The organism is Actinomadura graeca (genome assembly GCF_019175365.1).
Taxonomy (GTDB): Bacteria; Actinomycetota; Actinomycetes; order Streptosporangiales; family Streptosporangiaceae; genus Spirillospora; species Spirillospora graeca.
Genome location: NZ_CP059572.1, coordinates 5,551,733 through 5,574,219 on the forward strand (window position 1 = coordinate 5,551,733; position 22,487 = coordinate 5,574,219).

17 protein-coding genes are annotated in these 22,487 nt (G+C 71.6%); 11 read left to right on the forward strand and 6 right to left on the reverse strand.

The features are described 5' to 3' along the window. Positions 1–271 precede the first annotated feature (271 nt). Together AGRA3207_RS24805 and AGRA3207_RS24810 are read right to left on the reverse strand one after the other, a co-directional pair. The gene (locus AGRA3207_RS24805; protein ID WP_231329411.1) at positions 272–1,921 is read right to left on the reverse strand and encodes a hypothetical protein; all 1,650 of its coding nucleotides are present in this window, start codon (positions 1,919–1,921) and stop codon (positions 272–274) included. Positions 1,922–2,619: 698 nt separating this feature from the next. Beyond that, positions 2,620–3,861, reverse strand: a complete 1,242-nt coding sequence (locus tag AGRA3207_RS24810) for a class I SAM-dependent methyltransferase (RefSeq protein ID WP_231329412.1) — start codon at positions 3,859–3,861, stop codon at positions 2,620–2,622. A 282-nt stretch (positions 3,862–4,143) separates the two neighbouring features. Here AGRA3207_RS24810 and groES point away from each other — a divergent pair, with 282 nt between their 5' ends. The 4 genes from groES (at position 4,144) to AGRA3207_RS24830 (ending at position 7,893) form a co-directional block, all read left to right on the forward strand. Beyond that, positions 4,144–4,452: a co-chaperone GroES gene (groES, locus tag AGRA3207_RS24815; RefSeq protein ID WP_067454521.1), complete on the forward strand. Its 309-nt coding sequence runs from the start codon at positions 4,144–4,146 to the stop codon at positions 4,450–4,452. 86 nt (positions 4,453–4,538) lie between these two features. Beyond that, a complete protein-coding gene (groL, locus tag AGRA3207_RS24820; protein ID WP_231329413.1) occupies positions 4,539–6,167 on the forward strand; it encodes a chaperonin GroEL in 1,629 nt (542 codons plus the stop codon). Positions 6,168–6,544: 377 nt separating this feature from the next. Next, positions 6,545–7,126 (forward strand): sigma-70 family RNA polymerase sigma factor, encoded by a 582-nt coding sequence (locus AGRA3207_RS24825; protein WP_231336379.1) that lies wholly within the window; start codon positions 6,545–6,547, stop codon positions 7,124–7,126. Beyond that, positions 7,123–7,893: a hypothetical protein gene (locus AGRA3207_RS24830; protein WP_231329414.1), complete on the forward strand. Its 771-nt coding sequence runs from the start codon at positions 7,123–7,125 to the stop codon at positions 7,891–7,893. Before AGRA3207_RS24825 ends, AGRA3207_RS24830 begins: the two co-directional genes overlap by 4 nt. A gap of 60 nt (positions 7,894–7,953) precedes the next feature. Here the strand turns inward: AGRA3207_RS24830 and AGRA3207_RS24835 are convergent, their stop codons facing one another. Then, positions 7,954–8,340: a DUF5319 domain-containing protein gene (locus AGRA3207_RS24835; RefSeq protein WP_231329415.1), complete on the reverse strand. Its 387-nt coding sequence runs from the start codon at positions 8,338–8,340 to the stop codon at positions 7,954–7,956. 241 nt (positions 8,341–8,581) lie between these two features. Between AGRA3207_RS24835 and guaB the strand changes: the two genes are divergently transcribed. From guaB to AGRA3207_RS24855, 4 genes are all read left to right on the forward strand, one after another. Further along, a complete protein-coding gene (guaB, locus tag AGRA3207_RS24840; protein WP_231329416.1) occupies positions 8,582–10,078 on the forward strand; it encodes an IMP dehydrogenase in 1,497 nt (498 codons plus the stop codon). 83 nt (positions 10,079–10,161) lie between these two features. After that, positions 10,162–11,277 carry a GuaB3 family IMP dehydrogenase-related protein gene (locus AGRA3207_RS24845; RefSeq protein WP_231336380.1) on the forward strand — a complete coding sequence of 372 codons (1,116 nt, stop codon included), beginning with the start codon at positions 10,162–10,164 and terminating at the stop codon, positions 11,275–11,277. A 97-nt stretch (positions 11,278–11,374) separates the two neighbouring features. Beyond that, the gene (locus AGRA3207_RS24850) at positions 11,375–13,108 is read left to right on the forward strand and encodes a glycerol-3-phosphate dehydrogenase/oxidase (protein ID WP_231329417.1); all 1,734 of its coding nucleotides are present in this window, start codon (positions 11,375–11,377) and stop codon (positions 13,106–13,108) included. 704 nt (positions 13,109–13,812) lie between these two features. Then, positions 13,813–15,828 (forward strand): NACHT domain-containing protein, encoded by a 2,016-nt coding sequence (locus AGRA3207_RS24855; protein WP_231329418.1) that lies wholly within the window; start codon positions 13,813–13,815, stop codon positions 15,826–15,828. Here the strand turns inward: AGRA3207_RS24855 and AGRA3207_RS24860 are convergent. Further along, positions 15,798–16,391, reverse strand: a complete 594-nt coding sequence (locus AGRA3207_RS24860; RefSeq protein ID WP_231329419.1) for a phosphatase PAP2 family protein — start codon at positions 16,389–16,391, stop codon at positions 15,798–15,800. The genes AGRA3207_RS24855 and AGRA3207_RS24860 overlap by 31 nt on opposite strands. Positions 16,392–16,575: 184 nt before the next feature. Further along, complete coding sequence (locus AGRA3207_RS24865; protein WP_231329420.1) at positions 16,576–17,268, reverse strand: TetR/AcrR family transcriptional regulator; 693 nt, start codon at positions 17,266–17,268, stop codon at positions 16,576–16,578. Positions 17,269–17,542: 274 nt separating this feature from the next. Here AGRA3207_RS24865 and AGRA3207_RS24870 point away from each other — a divergent pair, with 274 nt between their 5' ends. The 3 genes from AGRA3207_RS24870 to AGRA3207_RS24880 all read left to right on the forward strand — a co-directional run bounded on the left by AGRA3207_RS24870 (position 17,543) and on the right by AGRA3207_RS24880 (position 21,472). Next, positions 17,543–19,123, forward strand: a complete 1,581-nt coding sequence (locus tag AGRA3207_RS24870) for a succinic semialdehyde dehydrogenase (protein ID WP_231329421.1) — start codon at positions 17,543–17,545, stop codon at positions 19,121–19,123. A gap of 9 nt (positions 19,124–19,132) precedes the next feature. After that, positions 19,133–20,926, forward strand: coding sequence for a GMC oxidoreductase (locus AGRA3207_RS24875; protein ID WP_231329422.1), 1,794 nt, complete (start codon positions 19,133–19,135; stop codon positions 20,924–20,926). Between the two features lie 120 nt (positions 20,927–21,046). Continuing rightward, the gene (locus AGRA3207_RS24880) at positions 21,047–21,472 is read left to right on the forward strand and encodes a hypothetical protein (protein ID WP_231329423.1); all 426 of its coding nucleotides are present in this window, start codon (positions 21,047–21,049) and stop codon (positions 21,470–21,472) included. A 58-nt stretch (positions 21,473–21,530) separates the two neighbouring features. Here AGRA3207_RS24880 and AGRA3207_RS24885 read toward each other — a convergent pair whose 3' ends face one another. Next, positions 21,531–22,448: a zinc metalloprotease gene (locus AGRA3207_RS24885; protein WP_231329424.1), complete on the reverse strand. Its 918-nt coding sequence runs from the start codon at positions 22,446–22,448 to the stop codon at positions 21,531–21,533. Positions 22,449–22,487: the final 39 nt, after the last annotated feature.

Below are 22,487 nucleotides of genomic sequence, written 5' to 3' on the forward strand. Positions count from 1 at the left end.
GACGGAACGTAACAAATTGCACGTCATCGACGTGTCTTGATGGAACCTCTTCGGTCGTCGCGTCGGTTTACCGGACAAATGTCGCGGGTTCCGATGGGTATCCGAAGGAGTGCATCGGGCGGGGCCGGCACGGCCCCACCCGATCGCGGTTCGGGTGCCATTCATTCCAGGAGGAACCCGTTCGGTTCCACCGGAATAGTCCATTCTGGGGATAATCCCCCGGTCCCCGATCACACCTTTCCATCCCGGGCGACGCCGGTGAGCGGTCGCCTCAGTCCTTGCCCTCGCGGCGCGGGCGCAGCAGCGCCTCGGCCAGCGCGAGCATGGTCTCCTCCAAGGTGGACAGCCGTTTCAGCACGTCCTCGTGCACCGCGTTCACCTGCTTGGAGACGTCGTCGTGGACGCCGTCGACCTTCTTGCCGACCTCGGTCTCGACGTGGGAGAAGCGCTTGGCGAACTCGGACTGCGCGGCCTCGGCGCGCCGTCCCGCCTCGTCCTGCATGCCCTCGACGCGCCGGGCGAACTCCTCCTGCACGCCGCCGACCTGCCGGGCGACGTCCTCCTGCATGTTGCCGACCTGCTTGGCCACGTTCTCGTGGATGCTGCCGACCTGCCGGGTGACGTCGTCGTGGATGTCGCCGATCCGCTTGCCGAAGTCGTCGTGCACGCCGCTGACCTGGCGCGCCACCTCGGTGTGCACCGACTCGACCTGCTTGGTCACGTCGATGTGCACCGACTCCACCCGGCGGGAGACGAGGTCGACCTGCGCCGTGAACTCCTCCAGGGCGCCGTCGACCCTCTTCGTGACCTCCTCGTGGATCCCCTCGATGCGCTTGCGGACGTTCTCGTGCACGTCCTCGAACCGGCGGGAGAACTCGTCCATGCGCTTGGCGACGTCGCTGTAGGCCGTCTCGGCGATCTGGGACATGGTCGCCTTGACCTCGTCCCGGTCCGGGCGGGCGCGCAGCTCCTCGATCAGCGGGTCGACCGCGTCGGCGAGGTGCTTCTCCAGCGCGTCGAAGCGGTCGCTGTGGTCGGTCATCGGACGCTGGGCCAGCTCGGCGAGCAGCCGGTGCAGCTCGGCGATCTCCAGCGTGGCCGGGAGCCGCCCGATCCGCTCGCCCACGCCGTCCAGGCGCCCGTCGATGCTCTCGAACCGCCCGTCCAGGCCCTCCAGCTTGCCCGACAGGCCCTCCAGCCGGCCGTCGACGCCGTCGAGCCGCCCGTCCAGCCCGTCCAGCCGGCCGCCGACGCCCTCGACCCGGCCGTTGACCGCCTCCAGCCCCTGCTCCATCCGCTCGGCCATCTCCCCGAGCGCCTGGTCGACCCGCGCCGTCACCCCGTTGATCGAGTGCTCGAGCCGCTCGGACCGGTGGCCGAGCTCCGCGAGGGACTTGTCCAGCCGGTTGAAGCGGACGGACGCGGCCTCCATGCTGCCCTGGAGCTTGTCCAGCCGCTTGGTCATCTCCTCCATGCGCTGCGCGGCCTGCTGGGTGGCCTCGGTGATGTGCTGCGCGGAGTCCAGGACGGCCTGGATGCGGGTCAGGCCCTCGTCGACGTTCTCGGCGACGACGCCCACGTCGGCCCACAGGGCGGGCAGCTCGGCGACGGGCTTGACCCGCTCGCCGAACGCCTCGATGTGCTCGGCGAGCCCCTCGGCCCACTCCGGGGGCTTGCTGGACAGGTCGTCGACCTGCCCGCGGACGCTGTCGATCTGCCCGGTCAGCCCGCTGAGCTCGCGCTCGCGGACCTCGCGGAGCAGCCACTCCATACCCTCCAGCCGCTGGCGGATCTCGTCCAGGACCTGACCCTGTGAGCGCTGTTCATAGACGTGGTCCTGCGCCGCACGGGCGAGCAACTCCCGCATCCGATCCGAGACCGGTTGACCCCCCGTCTGCAGGAAGTTGTGATTCGTTTCCACCCGATGCTCCTTCGTGTGCCGACGCACGAAATGGCGCACGGCAATGAATCGTGAAGTGGCCACTGTAGTGCGTGTACACCGCCGCTATAAGGGGTAGCAGGGAACATTGCGAGTTCTGTGGAATGCGCCTGTTACCCCACTGATGCGGATTGCTGGGTACCGCGGGATGTCAGGGAGAATTCCCGGTTCGGCGGGCATCGGCCGTCGGGTGGCCGCTGTCCCGGTACGGGGACGGCGTGTCCGCGCGATGGCGGGGCCGTTCGGCGTGGAGTATGGCCGTACATCTCCACTGATATCCGGAGTTCGTGTCCTGCCCCGCGGACCGGTGGTCCCGCACGTGCCGCCCCGCCGGCGCTCCGGAGCGGGCGGTCCGGAGGTGAATTCGGGACCGTTTTCGGACGCGTCACGGACCCGGTTGCTGAACCTGCCTTGGTGTTTCTTCGCCTGAGGATCTCGACGCGCCGATTCCCGTGGCCCGTCGTGCTCTTGCCGGTGACGAGCATTCCCTGGCCAACGCAATGCCGGAAAGCGCCGATGATTTGCGCTGCCATGGCGCGTCCCCCGGGGCCCCTTGGCATTGCCCGTCCGGGCGGAAGATCTTTGGCCCGATTAGCGGCGCCGGGCCGCGCCCGGGCGGGTCTTCGGGGTAGCGGCGCGGCCGCCAGGGGCCCTCGGGCGGCCCGCCGGGGACGGGACGGTCAGCGGGGCACCGGCGCCGCCAGCAGCGCCACCGGATCGCGTCCCACCCTGGTCACCACCAGCGTCAGCGCGGCCCCGCCACGCCCGGCGCGCCGTCCGCCGAAACCGAGGTCGCGCCGCAGCCGGTCCACGTCGACCGCCGAACCGCGCTTCTTGACGGTCAGCACGCCCACCCCGCGGCGGCGCAGCTCGGCCCGCAGCCGCTTCACAGAGAACGGAAGCACGTCCTCGATCTCGTACGCGGACGCGAACGGGGTCGGGTGCAGGGCGTCGGAGGTGACGTAGGCGATCCGGGGGTCGGCCAGGCCGCCGCCGACCAGCTCCGCGACCTCGGCGACGAGGTGCGCGCGGATCACCGCGCCGTCGGGCTCGTAGAGGTAGCGGCCCCACGGGCGCACGTCGGGATCGTCCAGCCCGCGCGGCGTCAGCGTCCACCCTCCGTGAGGGTCCTCGTCCCTCGGCCGGTCCGCGTCGTCGGGCGGGAGGAGGGTGGCGCGGCGGCCGACGTCGCCCGCGAGACGGCCCAGCCAGATGGCGGCCTCCTTCACGTCCCCGGCCACCGACACCCACTCCGCCTCGGCGCCGTCCGGGACGGCCTCGTGCGGGATGCCGGGCGCCACCTTGACGCAGGCCGCGGGGACCCGTCCGGCCAGGTCCAGGACGGTGTCCAGCGGCGGCTCGTAGGAGCGGGGGTCGAAGACGCGCCCCCGCGCGGTGCGGCGCCCCGGATCCGCGAAGACGGCCGCATGCCCGGCGGGGTCCTCTTCGGTCGCGTCACCCACCCGGACCGACGCGAGACCGTCCAGCCCGAGTGCCGTGACGTTGGCCTGCGCCACCTCAGCGGTCAGCGGGTCGATCTCCACGCCGACCCCTGGGAGCCCGGCGCGCGCGCGTGCGACCAGATCCGCGCCGACCCCGCATCCCAGTTCCAGGGTTTCACCGGACAGCGAACACTCGGCGAACCGGCGCGCGCGATGCGCCGCCACGCTCGCGCGCGTGGACTGTTCCAGCCCGGCCTGCGTGAAGTACATGCGGCGGGCGTCCGGTCCGAACTTGGCCACCGCCCGGTCGCGGAGCCGCACCTGGGTCAGGGCCGCCGCCACCAGCGCCGGGTCGTGCCGTTCGCGCAGGCGGGACGCCGTGGCGAGCAGCCCGCCCTCGCTCACGTCCGCGGCGGCGGCCTCGTCCAGGACGGCCTGTCCGGCAGGGGTCAGCAGGCCCCGGAACGACGCGATGTCCATACGCTGGAAGTTATCGGCCGGTGAACGGCGCGCGACCAGGCACGGCGGCCCGTCCCGCGAGGAGGATCCCCGGCGGAGGGGGAGGTCGTGTCCGTGTTGACGGGCCTCCGGGCACGGCATAGTCTCCATGACTGGCACTCTCCTTGCGAGAGTGCCAAACACAGCGACAAAGGTCGGTCTGGCACCCGCGACGACAGGCCGGTCCAGGGTCGCCTCTTCTGTCACATGTGCCGGTCGGTCAGCCATGGCCGGCCGAGGACCAATCGAAGGGGAGGTCAGATCGTGACGACCGCCACCAAGGTTGTTCTCAAGCCGCTCGAGGACCGCATCGTCGTCCAGCCGCTTGAGGCCGAGACCACCACCGCGTCGGGCCTGGTGATCCCGGACACCGCCAAGGAGAAGCCCCAGGAGGGCACCGTCCTTGCCGTTGGCCCGGGCCGCGTCGACGACAAGGGCGAGCGCGTCCCCGTCGACGTCAAGGTCGGCGAGGTCGTGCTCTACAGCAAGTACGGCGGCACCGAGGTCAAGTACAACAACGAGGACTACCTCGTCCTCTCGGCCCGCGACGTGCTCGCGGTCATCGAGAAGTAATCACCGAGACGTGATGCCCCCGCCCCGGCAGGCGCCGCCCTTCGGCGGGGCTGCCGGGGCGGATCGCGTGAAAGAGGAGTATCCGCATGGCGAAGATCCTGGAGTTCGAGGAGGACGCTCGCCGGGCTCTTGAGCGCGGCGTCAACGCTCTCGCGGACGCCGTCAAGGTGACGATCGGCCCGCGCGGCCGCAACGTCGTCATCGACAAGAAGTTCGGCGCGCCGACGATCACCAACGACGGCGTCACCATCGCCCGCGAGGTGGAGCTGGAGGACCCCTACGAGAACCTCGGGGCCCAGCTCGCCAAGGAAGTGGCGACCAAGACCAACGACATCGCGGGCGACGGCACCACCACGGCGACCGTCCTCGCGCAGGCGCTGGTCCGCGAGGGCACCCGCAACGTGGCCGCCGGCGCCTCGCCGCTCGGCCTCAAGCGCGGTATCGACGCGGCCGCCCAGTACGTGTCCGACCAGCTCCTCAAGTCGGCCCGCGAGGTCGAGGAGAAGGGGGACATCGCGCACGTCGCGACCATCTCCGCGCAGGACGCGCAGATCGGCGAGCTGATCGCCGAGGCGTTCGAGAAGGTCGGCAAGGACGGTGTCATCACCGTCGAGGAGGCCCACACCATGGGCCTGGAGCTGGAGTTCACCGAGGGCCTCCAGTTCGACAAGGGCTACCTGTCGCCGCACATGGTGACCGACCCCGAGCGCATGGAGGCCGTCCTGGAGGACGCCTACGTGCTCATCGTGGACGGCAAGATCTCCAACGTGCAGGAGTTCCTGCCGCTGGCCGAGAAGGTCGCCCAGACCAAGAAGCCGCTGCTGGTGGTGGCCGAGGACGTCGAGGGCGAGGCCCTGGCGCTGCTGGTCGCCAACAAGATCCGCGGCACGTTCACCTCCGTCGCCGTCAAGGCGCCGGGGTTCGGCGACCGCCGCAAGGCGATGCTGGGCGACATGGCCACCCTGACCGGCGGCCAGGTCGTCAGCGAGGCCATCGGCCTCAAGCTGGACTCCATCGGCCTGGAGGACCTCGGCCGCGCCCGCCGGATCACCGTCACCAAGGACGCCACCACCATCGTCGACGGTGAGGGCGCCGCGGACGACATCACGGCGCGGATCAACCAGATCAAGGTCGAGATCGACAACTCCGACTCCGACTGGGACCGCGAGAAGCTCCAGGAGCGGCTGGCCAAGCTGGCCGGCGGCGTCTGCGTGCTGCGCGTCGGCGCCGCCACCGAGGTGGAGCTGAAGGAGAAGAAGCACCGCCTGGAGGACGCCATCTCGGCGACCCGCGCGGCGATCGAGGAGGGCATCGTGTCCGGCGGCGGCAGCGCCCTGGTGCACGTGGCCAAGGAGGGCTTCGACACCCTCGGGCTGTCCGGCGACGAGGCCACCGGCGCGGAGGCCGTGCGCCGCGCGCTGGTCGAGCCGCTGCGCTGGATCTCCGAGAACGCCGGCCAGGAGGGCTACGTCATCGTCTCCAAGGTGCAGGAGCTGCAGCCGGGCCACGGCTACAACGCCGCCACCGGCGAGTACGGCGACCTGATCGCCCAGGGCGTCACCGACCCGGTGAAGGTCACCCGCTCGGCGGTCACCAACGCCGCCTCCATCGCGGGCATGCTGCTCACCACCGAGGCGCTCGTGGTCGAGAAGCCGGAGGAGGCCGACGAGGCCGCCGCCGGGGGTCACGGCCACGGTCACGGCCACGGTCACTGATCGGCCGCCGGCCGGCGGGGCCGGGCGCGCGACTCGCCCGTCCCCGAGATCATTGAGAGACCCCGTCCGGTGCGCCGGGCGGGGTCTCACCGTTCCGGGTACTTTCCCGGTGCGTAATGTTGTAGTGCAACTTACGGGAACGCCACGGAATTCGGCACTCAGGGCACGTCCGTGACTGCGTTGCGTAGTATCCCCAGACTCGTCCCCGCACTGTGACCATTCCGTTGTCGAGGACAGTGGAGACACGCCCGGCGACGCTGGGCATCATGCTTGACGTGACCGAGGGATGCTACGCCGGGACCGTGACCGCGCGCGCTACCGAACCCTCCCGGGGGCCGACCCCCCCACCACCCCGTGAAACCGGCCGCGGGGTGCGGATGCTGCGCGCGGCGAAGGCCGACGACGGTGACCTCAAGGAGCTGACGACGCTCGCCGTCCAGGGCGACCCCGGGGCCATCGAGGTCCTCATCGGGGAGGTTCGCCCGATGGTCGTCCGTTACTGCCGTGCCCGGCTCGGCCGGGTTTCCGGGCAGTACCACATCGCCGACGACGTGGCCCAGGAGGTCTGTATCGCCGTGCTGTCGGCCCTGCCCCGCTACCGGGACATGGGCCGGCCCTTCGCGTCCTTCGTCTTCGGCATCGCCGCCCACAAGATCGCGGACGCGCTGCGCAGCGCGGTCCGCGCGGCCGTGCCCACCGAGGACCTCCCGGACGGACCGGACGACCGCCCGGGGCCCGAGGAGACGGTGGTCCGCTACATCGAGGCCCAGCGCGCCCGTGACCTGCTGACGCGCCTCCCCGACCACCAGCGCGAACTGGTGCTGCTGCGGGTCGTGGCGGGACTGTCGGCGGAGGAGACCGGTAATGTACTGGGCATGTCCGCGGGGGCGGTACGCGTCGCGCAGCACCGGGCGCTGGCCCGGCTCCGCGCGATGGCCAGAGAGGAGTCGATCGCTTGACGGAGCGGAGCCCTGGAGCCCCGGATCCGGCCGAGCCTTCGCACTCCGGCGACGTCCCCGCGCCGGGGGCCCGGCCGTCCGCCGCGCCTCCCGCCGACCTGGGCGCGGTGCGCCGCACCGACGCGATCATCGAGGCCCTCGCGGAGCGGCGCGCCGCCGGCTCCGAGGGCGGCGACACGATCGTCCGCCTGCTCCGGGCGCTGGTCACCGACGTGGACGAGCCCGCCCGCGACCCCCGTGACTCTCCCGAGCCCGCGCCGCCCACCGGCCCCGGCTCGGGCCCGCGCCGCCGGGGCCCCCGCACCATCGTCGCCCTGGGGGTGGCCGGTGCCATGCTGGCCAGCACCGGCGTCGCCGCCGCGGGCGACCGGGCGGGCGAGCACACGTCCGCCGCGTCGGTCCCGGCCACCGAGGCGGCCGGTGAGGCGGGAGGACCCCGCACCGAACCCAACGACACCGAGGTCGCCAGCTTCGAGCGCCCCGCTCCGGCGCCCGTGTCCCGCCCGGCGCCGGAGCCCGGACGTCCCGGCCGCGCCGACGACAACGGGCGCGCGGACTACGAGCGCTTCAGGAACCGGCTCGAACGTCTCCTGGCGCAACCGCCCCGCTACCGGCGGCCCGGCTACCCGACCTACGGCGGCCGTCCCGGAGACCAGGGCGCCAAGTCCGGCGAGCCGTCCGACGACGCGCGCCGCCGCCTGGACGACATCCGCCGCCGCACCCAGAAACGCCTGGACCGCTACCAGAACTACCCGTACGACCGCTGATGTCCGCTCGGCCCCGTGATGTCCGCGCCAGTGAAGTAGGCCGGGACTGTGGAACACGGCCTAGTCGTCGTGGCCCTCTTCGCTGTCGATGACGCCGTCGACGTAGCCGCGGGCGTACTCCCAGCTGACGTAGTCGACGGGATCGGGGGACATGGCGGGCTCGTGGACGCGCGGAAGCCCCTGGTCGAGCAGGTGGCGCAGGTTGCCGTGCAGCAGGTCCCAGTCGATGTAGTGGAGCTTGCCGCAGTCGCCGCAGTCGACGGTGAGCCCGCGCACGCCGAGCGGCTCCAGCAGCGCCCGGAACACCTCCAGGTCGGCGAGATCGGCCAGGACGTCCTCGCGCTCCGCCACGCTGAGCGGAGCGGCGTCCTCGCCGGGGTCGCCGAGCGACGCCGCCGGATCCTCCGGATCTCCGGCGAACGGGTCGAGCGGAGCATCGTCGTGCACGTACCCACGCTACTGCGCGACGCCCCGCCAGGTGCACCCCCGGCCTTCTCTGTACGCGAACAATCACCCAGCGTGTCCATTCACGGGGAATGAGGGAACGCTGCGTGCTTGTTCAGGGATGTCACCAAGCCCACTGCCGTGGCGCCCCCAACGGCCCGTCCCGCCGCGGGTTCACGCCCTACCATGGGAACAGGGTCGCCGTGACCTGGCCGGATACCGCCGCCTCCAAGGGAAGGTCCTCATGAACCCCGCCGCCGAGCCCGCCGCATTCCTCCCCCAGGGCCTGACCTTCGACGATGTGCTGCTGCTCCCCGGGTACTCCGACCTGCAGCCCGGCGAGGCCGACACGACGACACGGCTGACCCGTGACATCTCCCTGCGGATCCCGCTGGTGTCGGCGGCGATGGACACGGTGACCGAGGCGCGCACGGCGGTCGCGATGGCCCGGCAGGGCGGCATCGGCGTGCTGCACCGGAACATGGCGATCGAGGAGCAGGCGGAGCAGGCCGACCGGGTCAAGCGGTCCGAGGCGGGGATGATCACCAACCCGGTGACGTGCCTGCCGGACGCGACGCTCGCCGACGTCGAGGAACTGTGCGCGCGGTACCGGATCTCGGGCGTGCCGGTCACGGACGTGCGGGGCGTGCTGGTCGGCATCGTGACGAACCGGGACATGCGGTTCGAGACGCAGCCGTCCCGTCCGGTCCGCGAGGTCATGACCCCGATGCCGCTGGTCACCGCGCCGGTGGACGTGACCAAGGACGAGGCGTTCCGGCTGCTGGCGGGCAACAAGGTGGAGAAGCTCCCGCTGGTGGACGGCGAGGGCCGGCTCCGGGGGCTGATCACCACCAAGGACTTCACCAAGAGCGAGCAGTACCCCGACTCCACCAAGGACGCCGACGGCCGGCTGCTGGTCGCGGCGGCGGTGGGGGTCGGGGAGGACGCGCTCCGCCGGGCCGCCGCGCTGATCGACGCGGGCACCGACGTCATCGTCGTCGACACCGCGCACGGCCACTCCAAGGGGGTCGCCGACACGATCGCCGCGGTCAAGGCGAACGCGCGGGTACAGGTCGTCGGCGGGAACGTGGCGACCTACGCCGGCGCGAAGGTGCTGGTGGACGCGGGCGCCGACGCGGTCAAGGTCGGTGTCGGGCCGGGGTCGATCTGCACGACCCGCGTCGTCGCGGGGGTGGGCGTCCCGCAGATCACCGCGATCTCCGAGGCGGCCCGCGCCGCCGGGGAGGCGGGCGTCCCGGTGATCGGGGACGGCGGCCTCCAGTACTCCGGGGACATCGCCAAGGCCCTCGTCGCGGGCGCCGACACGGTGATGCTCGGCAGCCTGCTCGCCGGGGTGGAGGAGTCCCCGGGCGAGCTGATCTTCGTCCACGGCAAGCAGTACAAGTCGTACCGGGGGATGGGCTCGCTCGGCGCGATGCGCAACCGCGAGCGCGGCGCGTCGTTCTCCAAGGACCGGTACGCGCAGGCGGACGTCACCAGCGAGGAGAAGCTGATCCCCGAGGGCGTCGAGGGCCAGGTCCCCTACCGGGGGCCGCTCGCCAACGTCGCGCACCAGCTCATCGGCGGCCTGCACCAGTCGATGTGGTACGCGGGGACCCGCACGATCCCCGAGCTCCAGGAGCGCGGCCAGCTCATGCGGATCAGCCCGGCGGGCCTGCGCGAGTCCCACCCGCACGACATCCAGATGACCGTCGAGGCCCCCAACTACCAGGGCCGCTGACCTCGCGTAAGCTCTTCCGGGGCTCGTCCCCGCCACCGGCGGGGACACCGACCACGTGAGGGAAGGGCGCAGTGGCAGCTGAGGTGGAGATCGGCCGGGGCAAGAGCGGCCGCCGGGCATACGCCTTCGACGACATCGGCATCGTGCCGTCGCGCCGCACGCGCGACCCCGAGGAGGTCAGCGTCGCCTGGCAGATCGACGCCTACCGCTTCGAGATGCCGCTGGTCGTCGCGCCGATGGACAGCGTGGTCAGCCCGTCCACCGCGATCGCGGTCGGACGGCTCGGCGGCCTCGCCGTCCTCGACCTCGAAGGGCTCTGGACGCGGTACGAGAGCCCCGAGCCGCTGCTCGCCGAGATCGCCTCGCTGGACGACGTCAGCGCCACCCACCGGCTCCAGGAGATCTACTCCGAGCCGATCAAGGAGGAGCTGATCGGCCGCCGGATCGAGGAGATCCGGTCGGCGGGCGTGACCGTGGCGGCGCGGCTGTCGCCGCAGCGCACCGCGCAGTTCCACAAGGCCGTCATCGACGCGGGCGTGGACCTGTTCGTGATCCGCGGCACCACCGTGTCCGCCGAGCACGTCTCCGGGCGCGCCGAGCCGCTCAACCTCAAGCAGTTCATCTACGATCTGGACGTCCCGGTGATCGTCGGCGGCTGCTCGACCTACACCGCCGCGCTGCACCTGATGCGCACCGGCGCGGCCGGCGTGCTGGTCGGGTTCGGCGGCGGCTCCGGCCACACGACCCGCACCGTGCTGGGAGTGGCGGTGCCGATGGCCACCGCGGTCGCGGACGTGGCCGCCGCGCGCCGCGACTACATGGACGAGTCCGGCGGCCGCTACGTCCACGTCATCGCCGACGGCGGCATGGTCAACAGCGGCGACATCGCGAAGGCGTTCGCCTGCGGGTCGGACGCGGTGATGGTCGGCTCGCCGTTCGCGCGCTCCTCCGAGGCGCCCGGCCGCGGCTACCACTGGGGCAGCGAGGCCCACCACGGCGACGTCCCCCGCGGCACCCGCCTCGACCTCGGGACGATCGGGACGATGCAGGAGATCCTGCACGGCCCGTCCCATGTCGCGGACGGCTCGATGAACCTCATCGGGGCGCTGCGCCGCGCGATGGCGACGTCCGGCTACACCGAGCTGAAGGAGTTCCAGCGGGTGCAGGTGGTCGTCGCGCCGCGCCGTCTCGGCGACTGAGATCGGGCTCACCGATAATCGGGCGCCTCCCGGGTGGTGCCGTCCCTACCGTTGGGTAGGTACAGCTGGTGAACCAACAGCACTGGGGGGAATCGCGATGACGGGATCACCGGTGACCGGCCTCGGCAGCTCACGGCTCGGACCCGCCGAACGGGCCGCGGCGCTCGACCGCATGGCCCGCGAGGAGTTCGACGTCGTGGTCGTCGGGGGCGGCATCGTCGGCGCCGGCGCCGCCCTCGACGCCGCCACCCGGGGACTGTCGGTGGCGGTCGTCGAGGCCCGCGACTTCGCGTCCGGGACGTCCTCGCGGTCCTCGAAGCTGATCCACGGCGGGCTGCGCTACCTGGAGCAGTACAACTTCGACCTGGTCCGGGAGGCGCTCACCGAACGCGGGCTGCTCCTCCAGCAGATCGCGCCGCACCTCGTCCGCCCCGTCCCGTTCCTGCTGCCGACGACCCACCACGTGTGGGAGCGCGCTTACCTTGGCGCGGGCGTGGCCCTGTACGACATGCTCGCGTTCCAGATGGGCAGCACCCGCGGCGTCCCGCATCACCGCCATCTCACCCGCCGGGGGGCGCTGCGCCTGGCGCCGTCTCTGCGCAAGGACGCCTTCACCGGCGCGATCCAGCTGTGGGACGCGCAGGTCGACGACGCGCGCTTCGTCATGATGGTGCTGCGCACGGCCGCGGAGTACGGCGTGCAGATCGCGTCGCGGACCCAGTGCCTCGGCTTCCTGCGCGAAGGCGAACGCGTCACCGGGCTCCGCGTCCGCGACCTTGAGGCCAACACCATGGCCGAGGTCCGCGCCAAGCAGGTCGTGAACGCCACCGGCGTGTGGACCGACGACATCCAGGAACTCGTCGGCGGACGCGGGCAGATCCACGTGAAGGCGTCGAAGGGCATCCACCTGGTCGTCCCGAAGGACCGGATCCACTCCGCGACGGGAATCCTGCTGCGCACCGAGAAGTCCGTCCTGTTCGTGATCCCCTGGGGACGCCACTGGATCATCGGGACGACCGACACCGCGTGGGACCTGGACAGGGCGCACCCCGCCGCGTCCAAGGCCGATATCGACTACGTCCTGGACCACGTCAACGCCGTCCTCAACACGCCCCTCACCCATGACGACGTGGAAGGCGTGTACGCCGGCCTCCGCCCCCTCCTCACCGGCGAGACGGAGGAGACCTCGAAGCTCTCCCGCGAGCACATGGTCGCCCACCCCGTCCCCGGCCTCGTCCTCGTGGCCGGCGGGAAGTACACCACCTACCGGGTCATGGGCAAGGACGCCATCGACGCCGTCGCCCACGGCCTCGACGGCAAGGTCGCCGAATCGTGCACCGACCGCATCCCGCTCGTCGGCGGCGACGGCTTCCAGGCCATGTGGAACGCCCGGCACCGCCTCGCCGCCCGCTCCGGCCTGCACGTCGCCCGCATCGAGCACCTCCTGCGCCGCCACGGCACCCTCGTGGACGACCTCCTCGCCCTCATCGCCGAGAAACCCGACCTCGGCAAACCCCTCGCCGGCGCCGACGACTACCTCCGCGCGGAGATCGTCTACGCCGCCTCCCACGAGGGCGCCCGCCACCTCAACGACGTCCTCGCCCGCCGGACCCGCATCTCCATCGAGACCTGGGACCGCGGCGTCGGCGTCGCCCAGGAGGCCGCCGACCTCCTCGGACCCGTCCTCGGCTGGTCCAAGAAACAACGCGACCGCGAAATCGAGTACTACCGCAAACGCGTCGAAGCGGAACGGGCGTCCCAGACCCAGGACGACGACCAGGAGGCCGACGCCCGCCGCCGAGGCGCCCCCGACATAGTTCCTGTTTATTAGCGGCACCCTCGGCGGTCGGGCCTGGCGGCCCTCCCTTCAACGGGTGCCGCGCGCGATCGCTGCATCGCTCCGGACTCGCCTGGCGGCTCGCTCCGCGATCAGTTGCTCGCAGGCTCGCAACTGCCTTCGGACGCGATCGCAACGTGGAGGTTGTCGGGGGCTGGGCTACGAGCCTGCTTGGTGGGGTGTTCTGTTTTCGTCCAGGTGTGGCGCATGCTTGCGTTCGCCGCACTGTCTTCGCAGGTTTTCGCTTCGCTCGCACCTGCCCTTGGACGCGATCGCAACGTGGAGGTTGTCGGGGGCTGGGCTACGAGCCTGCTTGGTAGGGTGTTCTGTTTTCGTCCGGGTGTGGCGCAAGCTTGCGTTCGCCGCAACTGTCTCGGATGCGATTGCGGTGTCCTTGTATCAGGCTCTGGGGCGCCTTCCTTTGGCGGGTGCCGGGTGTTCGTGTTGGGCGTGGGAGGGATGGGTTTTCGGCCTGGTTTGCGGCGCGATCCTTATCGCGTGCACGACTTGTCTGACGTGGGATAACAAACCGGGGTGAAGTCCTGCTTTTGTGACTTTGTGCCCGAAATGGACCTCTGTGTCCGATGGTATGGACATGGCCTCGCGCTGGCCCTACTGTGCTCCGCGTCCGGAGCCTGAGGAGGGAGCCGAGGGGGCGATGTCGTGCGGGTTGGCGGGGCTCGAACGGGCGGGCGGGGATGAGCCGCCGGAGAGGGGATTCGGCGGCGCGCCTCGCGGTGCTGACGCTCATCCTGTCCCTGATCGTGGGCATCCTCTCGGGCCTGGCGTCGAAGCCGTTCGAGGACTGGGGGGAGCAGCACTGGCCGTGGACCATGGTCCTGCTGGCGGTCGTGTTGGTGATCTGGCTGGTGCTGCAGGCCAGGGCCGACCGGGTGACGGTCGACGATCTCGACGCCATCACCGCGCAGCTCGCCGAGCTGGTGAACGAGGACTGGCATCAGGAGGCCGCCGTCCGGCGGCTTGACCTGCACGCGGGCCTGGTGCCGTTCCGGTGGTCGCTGACCGGGTTCGACGAGGACGCGGTCGTCGACATCCCGACGATGATGGACGCCTTCGTGGCGTCGCCGTCCCGGCGGCTGGTGATCACCGGCGAGCCCGGGGCGGGCAAGACCTCGCTGGCGGTGCTGCTCACCCTCGACCTGGTCAAGCGCCGCACCGAGGACGGGACCGGCCCCGTGCCGGTCAAGCTGTCCCTGGCGAACTGGGTGCCGCACGAGCAGGGGCTGATCAAGTGGCTGGAGGAGGAGCTCGGCGTGCAGTTCCTGTTCCTGCGGAACAAGGGCAAGTACCCGCCGGACACGATCGAGCGGCTGCTGACCACGCGGAAGATCCTGCCGGTCCTGGACGGCCTGGACGAGCTGAGCTGGGACGCGTCCGCGCGGGCGAACCCCATCGAGCAGATCAACGACGCGCTCGTCCGGCTGCCCGGGCTGATCATCACCTGCCGTACCGAGCATTTCCAGAACGCCACGATGGACAGGGCGCCGATCCGCGACGCGAAGGTCGTCGAGCTGCGGGACCTGGATCCGCGGAGCGTCGTCGACTACCTGTCCGGGATCATGGACGGCCGGGCGCGCTGGGAGCCGGTGTTCGCGTCGCTGCGCGGCGAGCCGGACGGGAGGCTCGCCCACGCCCTGTCCACCCCGCTCATGGTGGCGCTGGCCCGGGAGGTCTACAAGGACCCGGGCACCGAGCCGGAGGAGTTACTGGACACCGGCCGCTTCCCCGGGTCCGAGGACCTCCGGGACCATCTCCTGCGGCGGCTCGTCCCGGCCGTGTTCCCCTCGCTCCCCGCGCAGGACCGGCGCGACGGCTGGCACGGCGCGGACGTGGGACGGTGGCTGCGGTTCCTCGCCGCCGGGATGAACGCGCGGGAGCTGCCGAACATCGCCTGGTGGACGCTGCCCGAGCTGGCGGGCCGCCGCCAGCGGGTGCTGGCGGGCGTGCTGGGCGGGGGCATCTCCGGCGCCACGGCGGGGCTGGCCTTCGGGACGGTGGGCTGGCTCAGATGGGGGTCGGCGACGGGCGTTCTGATCGGGGTGCTGGCGGCGGTCGCCGGCGGGGCCGGGATGGCCGTCCCGGCGGCGCGGAACCTGCCCATCCCGTCCGAGCTCCAGTTCGGCTGGCAGGACAAGTGGCAGACCATGCTCATGGGCAGCCTGTGCACCGCGCTGGCCGGAGGGGTGAGCGGCTTCCTCCTGGGAGGGGCCGGGGGCGCGATCCTCGTCGGCGCGGTCGTCGGCATCCCCCTCGGGCTGGCGTACAGCGGGGCGCAACCGGACGCCACCGTGCGGATCGGCAGTCCCCGCATCCTGCTGCGGCGTGACAGGCGCGTCGTGGTCTTCTTCGGCCTCGCCTACGGGCTGACCAGCGGCGGGGTCGCGTGGTTCCTGGTCCATCCGGTGTTCGGCGTGGTCTTCGGCATGTGCAGCGCGCTGTGCGGCGGGCTGCTGTACGGGCTCCCCTGGGTGCTCGCGCTGAGGTCGGCGAAGGGGAAGGCGGGCGTCGTCGCCTCGGTGCATCTGTTCCTGTTCACGCTGATTTTGTGGCCCGGGGGCAAGACACCGCCGCCCTGGAAGCTGATGGACTTCCTGGACGAGGCCCACAAACGCGGCGTCCTGCGGCGGGTGGGGCCGGTGTACCAGTTCCAGCACGTCTATCTTCAGGGCGAGCTGGCCCGTTCTGACGCCTGACCGGGCGGTCGCACGATCCGCAGTCCCACCCAGCCGGCGAAGAGGCCGGCCGTCACACCGGCGACCATGTCGGGGACGTAGTGCTGGTGGACGAACAGCGTGGACGCGATGATCAGCGCGCACCAGGCGGCGACGTACCGGCCCGCCCGCCGGCGGCTCAGCAGCCAGTACACCGCGATGATCGTCGAGAATCCGGCGTGCAGGCTGGGAAAGCAGTTGTAGGCGTTGTCGCCGCCGTAGACCAGGCGCAGCAGCGTGGAGAACACGTCGTCCCCGCTCACCTCGGGCCGTGGCACGTGCGTCTGCGCGAACGCGTAGAACGGGTAGGCGACGAGCAGCAGCACGATGCCCGCGACGAGCGCCGCGCGCGCCAGCCGCACCGAGGTGAGCACGAGGAACACCAGCGTGAACGGTCCCAGTGCCAGCACCGTGACGTAGGGGACCACCATCTCTTTGATCAGCGGGATGTGGTCGTCCAGCGGGGTCTTCGGCGACCAGCGGGCCGGGCCATGGTTGAGCGGAATGTAGAGCGCGAGCAGCCCGGCGAACACCGCGATCAACATCGCGGTGACCGGTAACCTCCGCCGGCCCCGTCGCCTTTTCCCGCGCCTGAACGCGCCCCCGCCGACCCGCCTCGCCATCTTCCCCCTACGGCGTGCTCCGTTGGGGAATCAGACTAGTGAGAAGTGTCGGACTTGGGGTGTTTTACGGTGGCCGTAGTTGGTCCGCTCCAGGGGGACCGAAACGTCAGGGCGGGCCGAGCAGGAGGTCCAGCCCCACGGTGTAGAGGCGCGCGGGGACCCGCTCGGGGTCCAGGAGCTGCTGGAACGGCAGGCCGATCTCCATGGCCAGGGCCAGGGTGGCGCGGTCGCCGGCCGCGGCGCCGTGCTGGTCGCCGGATCCGGTCTCGGCCAGGTCGCGGGTCAGGCGGGCGCGGCGCTCGGCGTACCAGTCGGCGATGCGCCAGCCCGCGGCGTAGTCGCGCATCCCGTACAGCCAGAACTCGACGAACAGCAGGGCGACGCGGCGGGCGCGCTCCTGGGCGTCGGGACACGGGCGGGCATGACGGGCGGGCCCGGCGCTCTCGGGGAGGTCGTCCCCGGCGGCGGCCTGGAGCTCGTCGAGGACCCCGCGGCCGGCCCGGTCGCGGGTGAAGCGGTCCATGAGGGCGAGCAGCAGGTCGGTCTTGCCCGCGAAGTTGGAGTAGACCGCGCCCTTGGTGAGCCCGGCCGCCGCGGCGATGTCGTCCAGTGAGGCGCCGTGGATGCCGTGCTCGGCCCAGAGGCGCTCGGCCGCGCCGAGGAGCGCGGTACGGGTCTGCTCGCGCCGGTCCCGCCGCGCGGACGGGAGGGCGGGGCGTGGTCTGCTGCCGCTCGCCGGGGACGGGCCGTCGTCCCGGACGCTCGCGTCACCCTCGGGCGGTCCGTGGGTGTCGTTCATGCGCACTCCCTTTCGGGGATCGGGCGTGGGCCCCGGGACGCGCGGCAGCGGACGTCCGGGGGCGACGCCGGTTTTCTCCTCCTGCTTTCCGGGATACACCGGCTGAACATGGTCATTCCCCGAGTTGCGTAAGTCCGGCCGGGTTGGAACGGTCCGCTTCGGGGGGCGGACTATCGGAATCAGGGCAGGTGGGGCATATGCCAACAAGCTGCCTCCAAGCGGCTCGTTACTTGCGGGTAGCCAAAAGTGGCCGGGGGGTCATACCCTTGTCGGCATGGCTTCCCCGACGGTTCCCGCCGAAGGCGCGGCAGAGCACACGCTCCCCCCGGCGCTCGTCGGCCGGCTGGTGTCCCGTGTCGTCTCGGACGGCGCCGCGACGGCGGCCATCCCCGGTCCGTTCACCGGTGAGCCGCTCGCGACCATCCCGCTGACCAGCGCCGATGACATCGGCGTGGCGTACGGGCGGGCCCGCGCGGCGCAGCGCGCCTGGGCGGCGCTACCCGTCCGCGAGCGGGTCAGGCCCTTCCTCCGGCTGGCGGACGCGCTCGTCGAACGGCGCTCGGAGATCCTCGACATCATCCAGCTGGAGACGGGCAAGGCGCGCCGCCACGCGATGGAGGAGTTCCTGGACGTCGCCCTGTGCTCGCTCTACTACGCCCGCCGCGCGGAACGCCTGCTCAAGCCGCGCCGCAGGCAGGGCCTGATGCCGGCGCTGACCCGCGTCCAGGAGCTGCGGCACCCGAAGGGCGTCGTCGCGCTGATCGCCCCGTGGAACTACCCCTTCGCGCTCGGCGCCGCCGACATCGCGCCAGCGCTGATGGCGGGCAACGCGGTGATCCACAAGCCCGACACCCAGACGTGCCTGTCCAGCCTCTGGGTGCTGGACCTGCTGACCTCGCTCGGGCTGCCCGAGGACGTGTGGCAGATCGTCGTCGGCGACCCGTCCGACATCGGCGACCCGCTGGTCGACGGCGCCGACTACGTCTCGTTCACCGGCTCCACGCGGGGCGGCAGGGCGATCGCCGAGCGGGTCGCGCCGCGGCTCGTCGGGTACTCGCTGGAGCTCGGCGGCAAGAACCCCATGATCGTGATGGCGGACGCCGACGTCGAGCGCGCCGCGCGCGGCGCCGTCCGCGCGTGCTTCACCAACGCCGGGCAGCTCTGCATCTCGATCGAGCGGATGTACGTCCACGAGGACGTCTACGGCCGGTTCGTCCCGCGCCTGGTGGAACTGGTCGAGGGCATGCGGCTCGGCTCCGGGCTCGACTTCGAGGCCGAGATGGGGTCGCTGACCCACCAGCGCCAGCTGGACGCCGTCACCCGGCACGTCGACCAGGCCGTCGGCAAGGGCGCGACCGTCCTCACCGGGGGCCGGGCCCGCCCGGACCTCGGCCCGCTGTTCTACGAGCCGACGATCCTCACCGGCGTCACCGGCGACATGGACCTGTGCGCCAACGAGACGTTCGGACCCGTCGTCGCGGTCTACAAGTACCGGGACGAGGACGAGGTCATCGCCCGCGCCAACGACACCCCCTACGGCCTCAACGCCTCGGTGTGGACCAGGAACACCGCCGCCGGACGGCGCGTCGCGGCCCGGCTCCAGGCGGGCACCGTCAACGTCAACGACGGGTACGGCGCCGCGTACGCCTCCTACGACTCGCCGATGGGCGGTATGAAGCAGTCCGGCGTCGGGCGCCGCCACGGCGCCGAGGGCCTGTTGAGGTTCACCGAGGCCCAGACGGTCGCGAGCCAGCACCTCATGGACTTCGAACCGCCCGGCGCCCTCGGCTACGAGCGGTTCGCCGACCTGATGGCCGAAGGCGTCAAGATCATGAAGAAGCTGCGGATCAGGTAGGGATCACCCGTGCGGCATGACTTCGACGTCCTCGTCGTCGGGTCGGGGTTCGGCGGCAGCGTCTCGGCGCTGCGGCTGACCGAGAAGGGCTACAAGGTCGGCGTGATCGAGGCGGGACGGCGCTTCGACACCGCCCCGGTCTCTTCTGGGACGACCCCCCACACTCCCCGGAGCAGCCCGTCCGGCGCGCCGGGTTCCCGCTATCCCGCGCTGCCGAAGACGAACTGGCGCATCGCACGCTATCTGTGGGCGCCCGCGCTCGGCCTGACCGGCATGCAGCGGATCCACCTGATCCGCGGTGCCCGGTCCAGCCGCGTCATGGTGATGGCCGGCGCGGGCGTCGGCGGCGGCTCGCTCAACTACGCCAACACCCTGTACGTGCCGCCGAAGCCGTTCTTCCGGGACCGCCAGTGGGCGCACATCACCGACTGGCGGGACGAGCTGGCCCCCTACTACGAGCAGGCCCAGCGGATGCTCGGCGTCGTCCGGAACCCGACGACCACCGAGGCCGACAAGGTCATGAAGAGGGTCGCCGACCGGATGGGCGCGGGCGGCACGTTCGTCCGGACCCCCGTCGGCGTCTACTTCGGGCGCGGCGCCGGGATCGAGGGCGCCGACCCCTATTTCGGCGGCCGCGGCCCGCGCCGCCGTGGCTGCCTGGAATGCGGCGAATGCATGGTCGGATGCCGCCATGGCGCCAAGAACATGCTGACCGAGAACTACCTCTACCTGGCCGAGACGGCGGGTGCCCGGGTGATGCCGCTGAGCCGCGTCACCCGCGTCGCGCCCCGCCGGGGCGGAGGGTATGAGGTCGAGATCGTCCGGACGGGGTCGTTCGGGCGCCACCGCAAGACGCTGACGGCGGGGGAGGTCGTCTTCGCCGCCGGAACCTACGGGACGCAGAAGCTCCTGCACAAGCTGAAGGCGACCGGCGCCCTCCCGCGCCTGTCCGACCGGCTCGGCTCACTGACCCGCACGAACTCCGAGGCGATCCTCGGCGCCGGCCGCCGGCGCGGGAGGCCGGGACCCGACTTCTCCCGGGGCGTGGCCATCACGTCATCGTTCCATCCCACCCCCGACACGCACATCGAACCCGTCCGCTATGGGCGCGGGTCGAACCTGCTGGCGATCCTCCAGACGTTGCTCGTGGACGGTGACCGTCCAGGCGAGCGGCACACCCCCCGCCTCGTGAGGTTCGCCCGCGAGGCGGCGCGGCGGCCCCGTGACCTGCTCCAGCTGTTCGACGTCGTGCGCTGGTCGGAGCGGACGGTCATCGCGCTCGTCATGCAGACCCGCGACAACTCGATCACCCTCCGGCCGAGGAAGGGCCCGTTCGGGTGGGACGTCCGCGCGGCCGCCGGGCACGGCGAGCCGAACCCGACCTGGCTCCCCGAGGGCCACGAGGCGACCCGGCTGATCGGCGAGGAGATCGGCGGCGTCGCGGGCGGCACCTGGGGCGACCTGTTCGACATCCCGATGACCGCGCACTTCCTCGGCGGCTGCGTGATCGGGGACTCCGCCGAGTCGGGCGTCGTCGACGCCTACCACCGCGTCTACGGCCACCCCGGACTGCACGTCGTCGACGGCTCGGCGGTCTCGGCCAACCCCGGCGTCAACCCGTCCCTGACGATCACCGCGCAGGCCGAGCGGGCGATGTCCTTCTGGCCCAACCGGGGCCAGCGGGATCCGCGTCCCGGACTGGGCGGCGGCTACCGGCGCGTCCCGGCGGTCGCGCCGAAGGACCCGGTCGTCCCGTCCGACGCGCCCGCGGCGCTGCGCCTGCCCATCGTGGACGTCACCTGATCCTCCGGGCCGGAGGCGCGATGCCCTTATCGCGCCTTTGCGGCTGATGGTCGAAAGGCCCTAAAAGTTCCGACACTCCGTAGTCGTGCATTGCCGACCGGACCGTCCTACCCTTCGGGTATGCGCACGACCTCAGCCCTGCTCCCGGCGCTGATCCTCTCCCCGGTCCTGGCGCTCGCGCCCCCGGCCGGGCCCGCGCTGGCCGGTGGACCGTCCCCGCGGGTCCTGCCGATGAGCGCGAAACTACGAGACGACCTTGCCCGGCTCTACCACCAGAAGAACAACCCCGGGCGCTTCCGGGACCTCGTTGTGGAGAAACAAGGCGCCCACTACGGACGGGTCGGTAACCGCTACTACGCCGTCCTGTCCCTCTGGTACCGCGACAGCCCGACGAAGAACACCGATGCCGGAACCGGGTTCACCAAGCGCGGCGCCAAAGGCCGCTGGGCCGTCACCATGGCGGACGGAGCGTACGACCCGTGCGCGCGTCCGGCCCCCAAGCGCCTGATGCGCGCCTGGGGCATGCCCGTAAGCAAGTGCGCCTGAACCCAGTGCGTGTCGCACGGTCCCGGCCCGTGGGGGGCCGGGACCGCCGAGAGGTGGATCAGGCGGTGCGGTAGGCCGCCCACTGCTCGCTCATGCGCTGCTTCTGTCCGGGCGTGAACTCCGTCATGCACGAGTCGTAGCTGTAGTCCATGAAGTTGTGGATGGGGTCCACGCCGGGCGAGGTGCAGGTGTCGCGGCCGTTCGGGCAGCCTGAGGCGGGGCTCTGCTCGGGGGGCGTGTCGGCCACCGCGTCGCCCTGGCCGCTGCATCCGTCCTGGAACGTGTGGTACAGCCCCAGCCAGTGGCCGACCTCGTGGGTTCCGGTGTGACCCTCGTTGTAGTTGGTGAGGGTGCCTCCGGGCAGGCTCTGGTAGTGGACGACGACACCGTCCAGCTTGGGCTGCGAACGGTAGCTGCTGGGGAACGTTGCCCATCCGAGCAGTCCGCCGCCGAGGTTGCCGGTGTAGAAGTTGAGGTCCTGCGCGCCGCCCGCGCGCAGGGCGTTCTTCATCTTGGACTCGTTGGCCTGGGGGTCGGAGAACCACGTCGCGTTGTTCGTCCGCTTGGTCTCGGCGAGCGTGAACGACACGCCGCTCGACGCGTACGCCTTGTTCAGCACGTCGAGCTGCTTGGCGAGCGTCGCGTCCGGGACGTTGCCCGAGCTGCCGTACACGACCTGGAAGTGCACCCGGACGGTGATCGCGACGAGCGGCTTCTGACCGGCCACGGCGAGGCGTCCGAGGCGGCCGCGGAAGTCCCGTTCCATTTCGGCGACCTGGGCGGCGCCGGGCTGGTTGCGTTCGGTGACGTGCGAGCCCGCGCGGACGCGCGCCTGAGCGGCCTGCCCGCTCTCCGGGGCGCACTCGCGGGCCTGGGCGGACGCTGCGGCGGACGGTGCGGCGGACACGGCGGCGGGCGCGTACGCGGAGAAGGCGGCGAGCATTCCGGCGGCGGTGGCGATTCCGGCGCGGTTCATGGAACTCCTTGGGGGCCGGCGCGGTGGGGACGCGCGTGG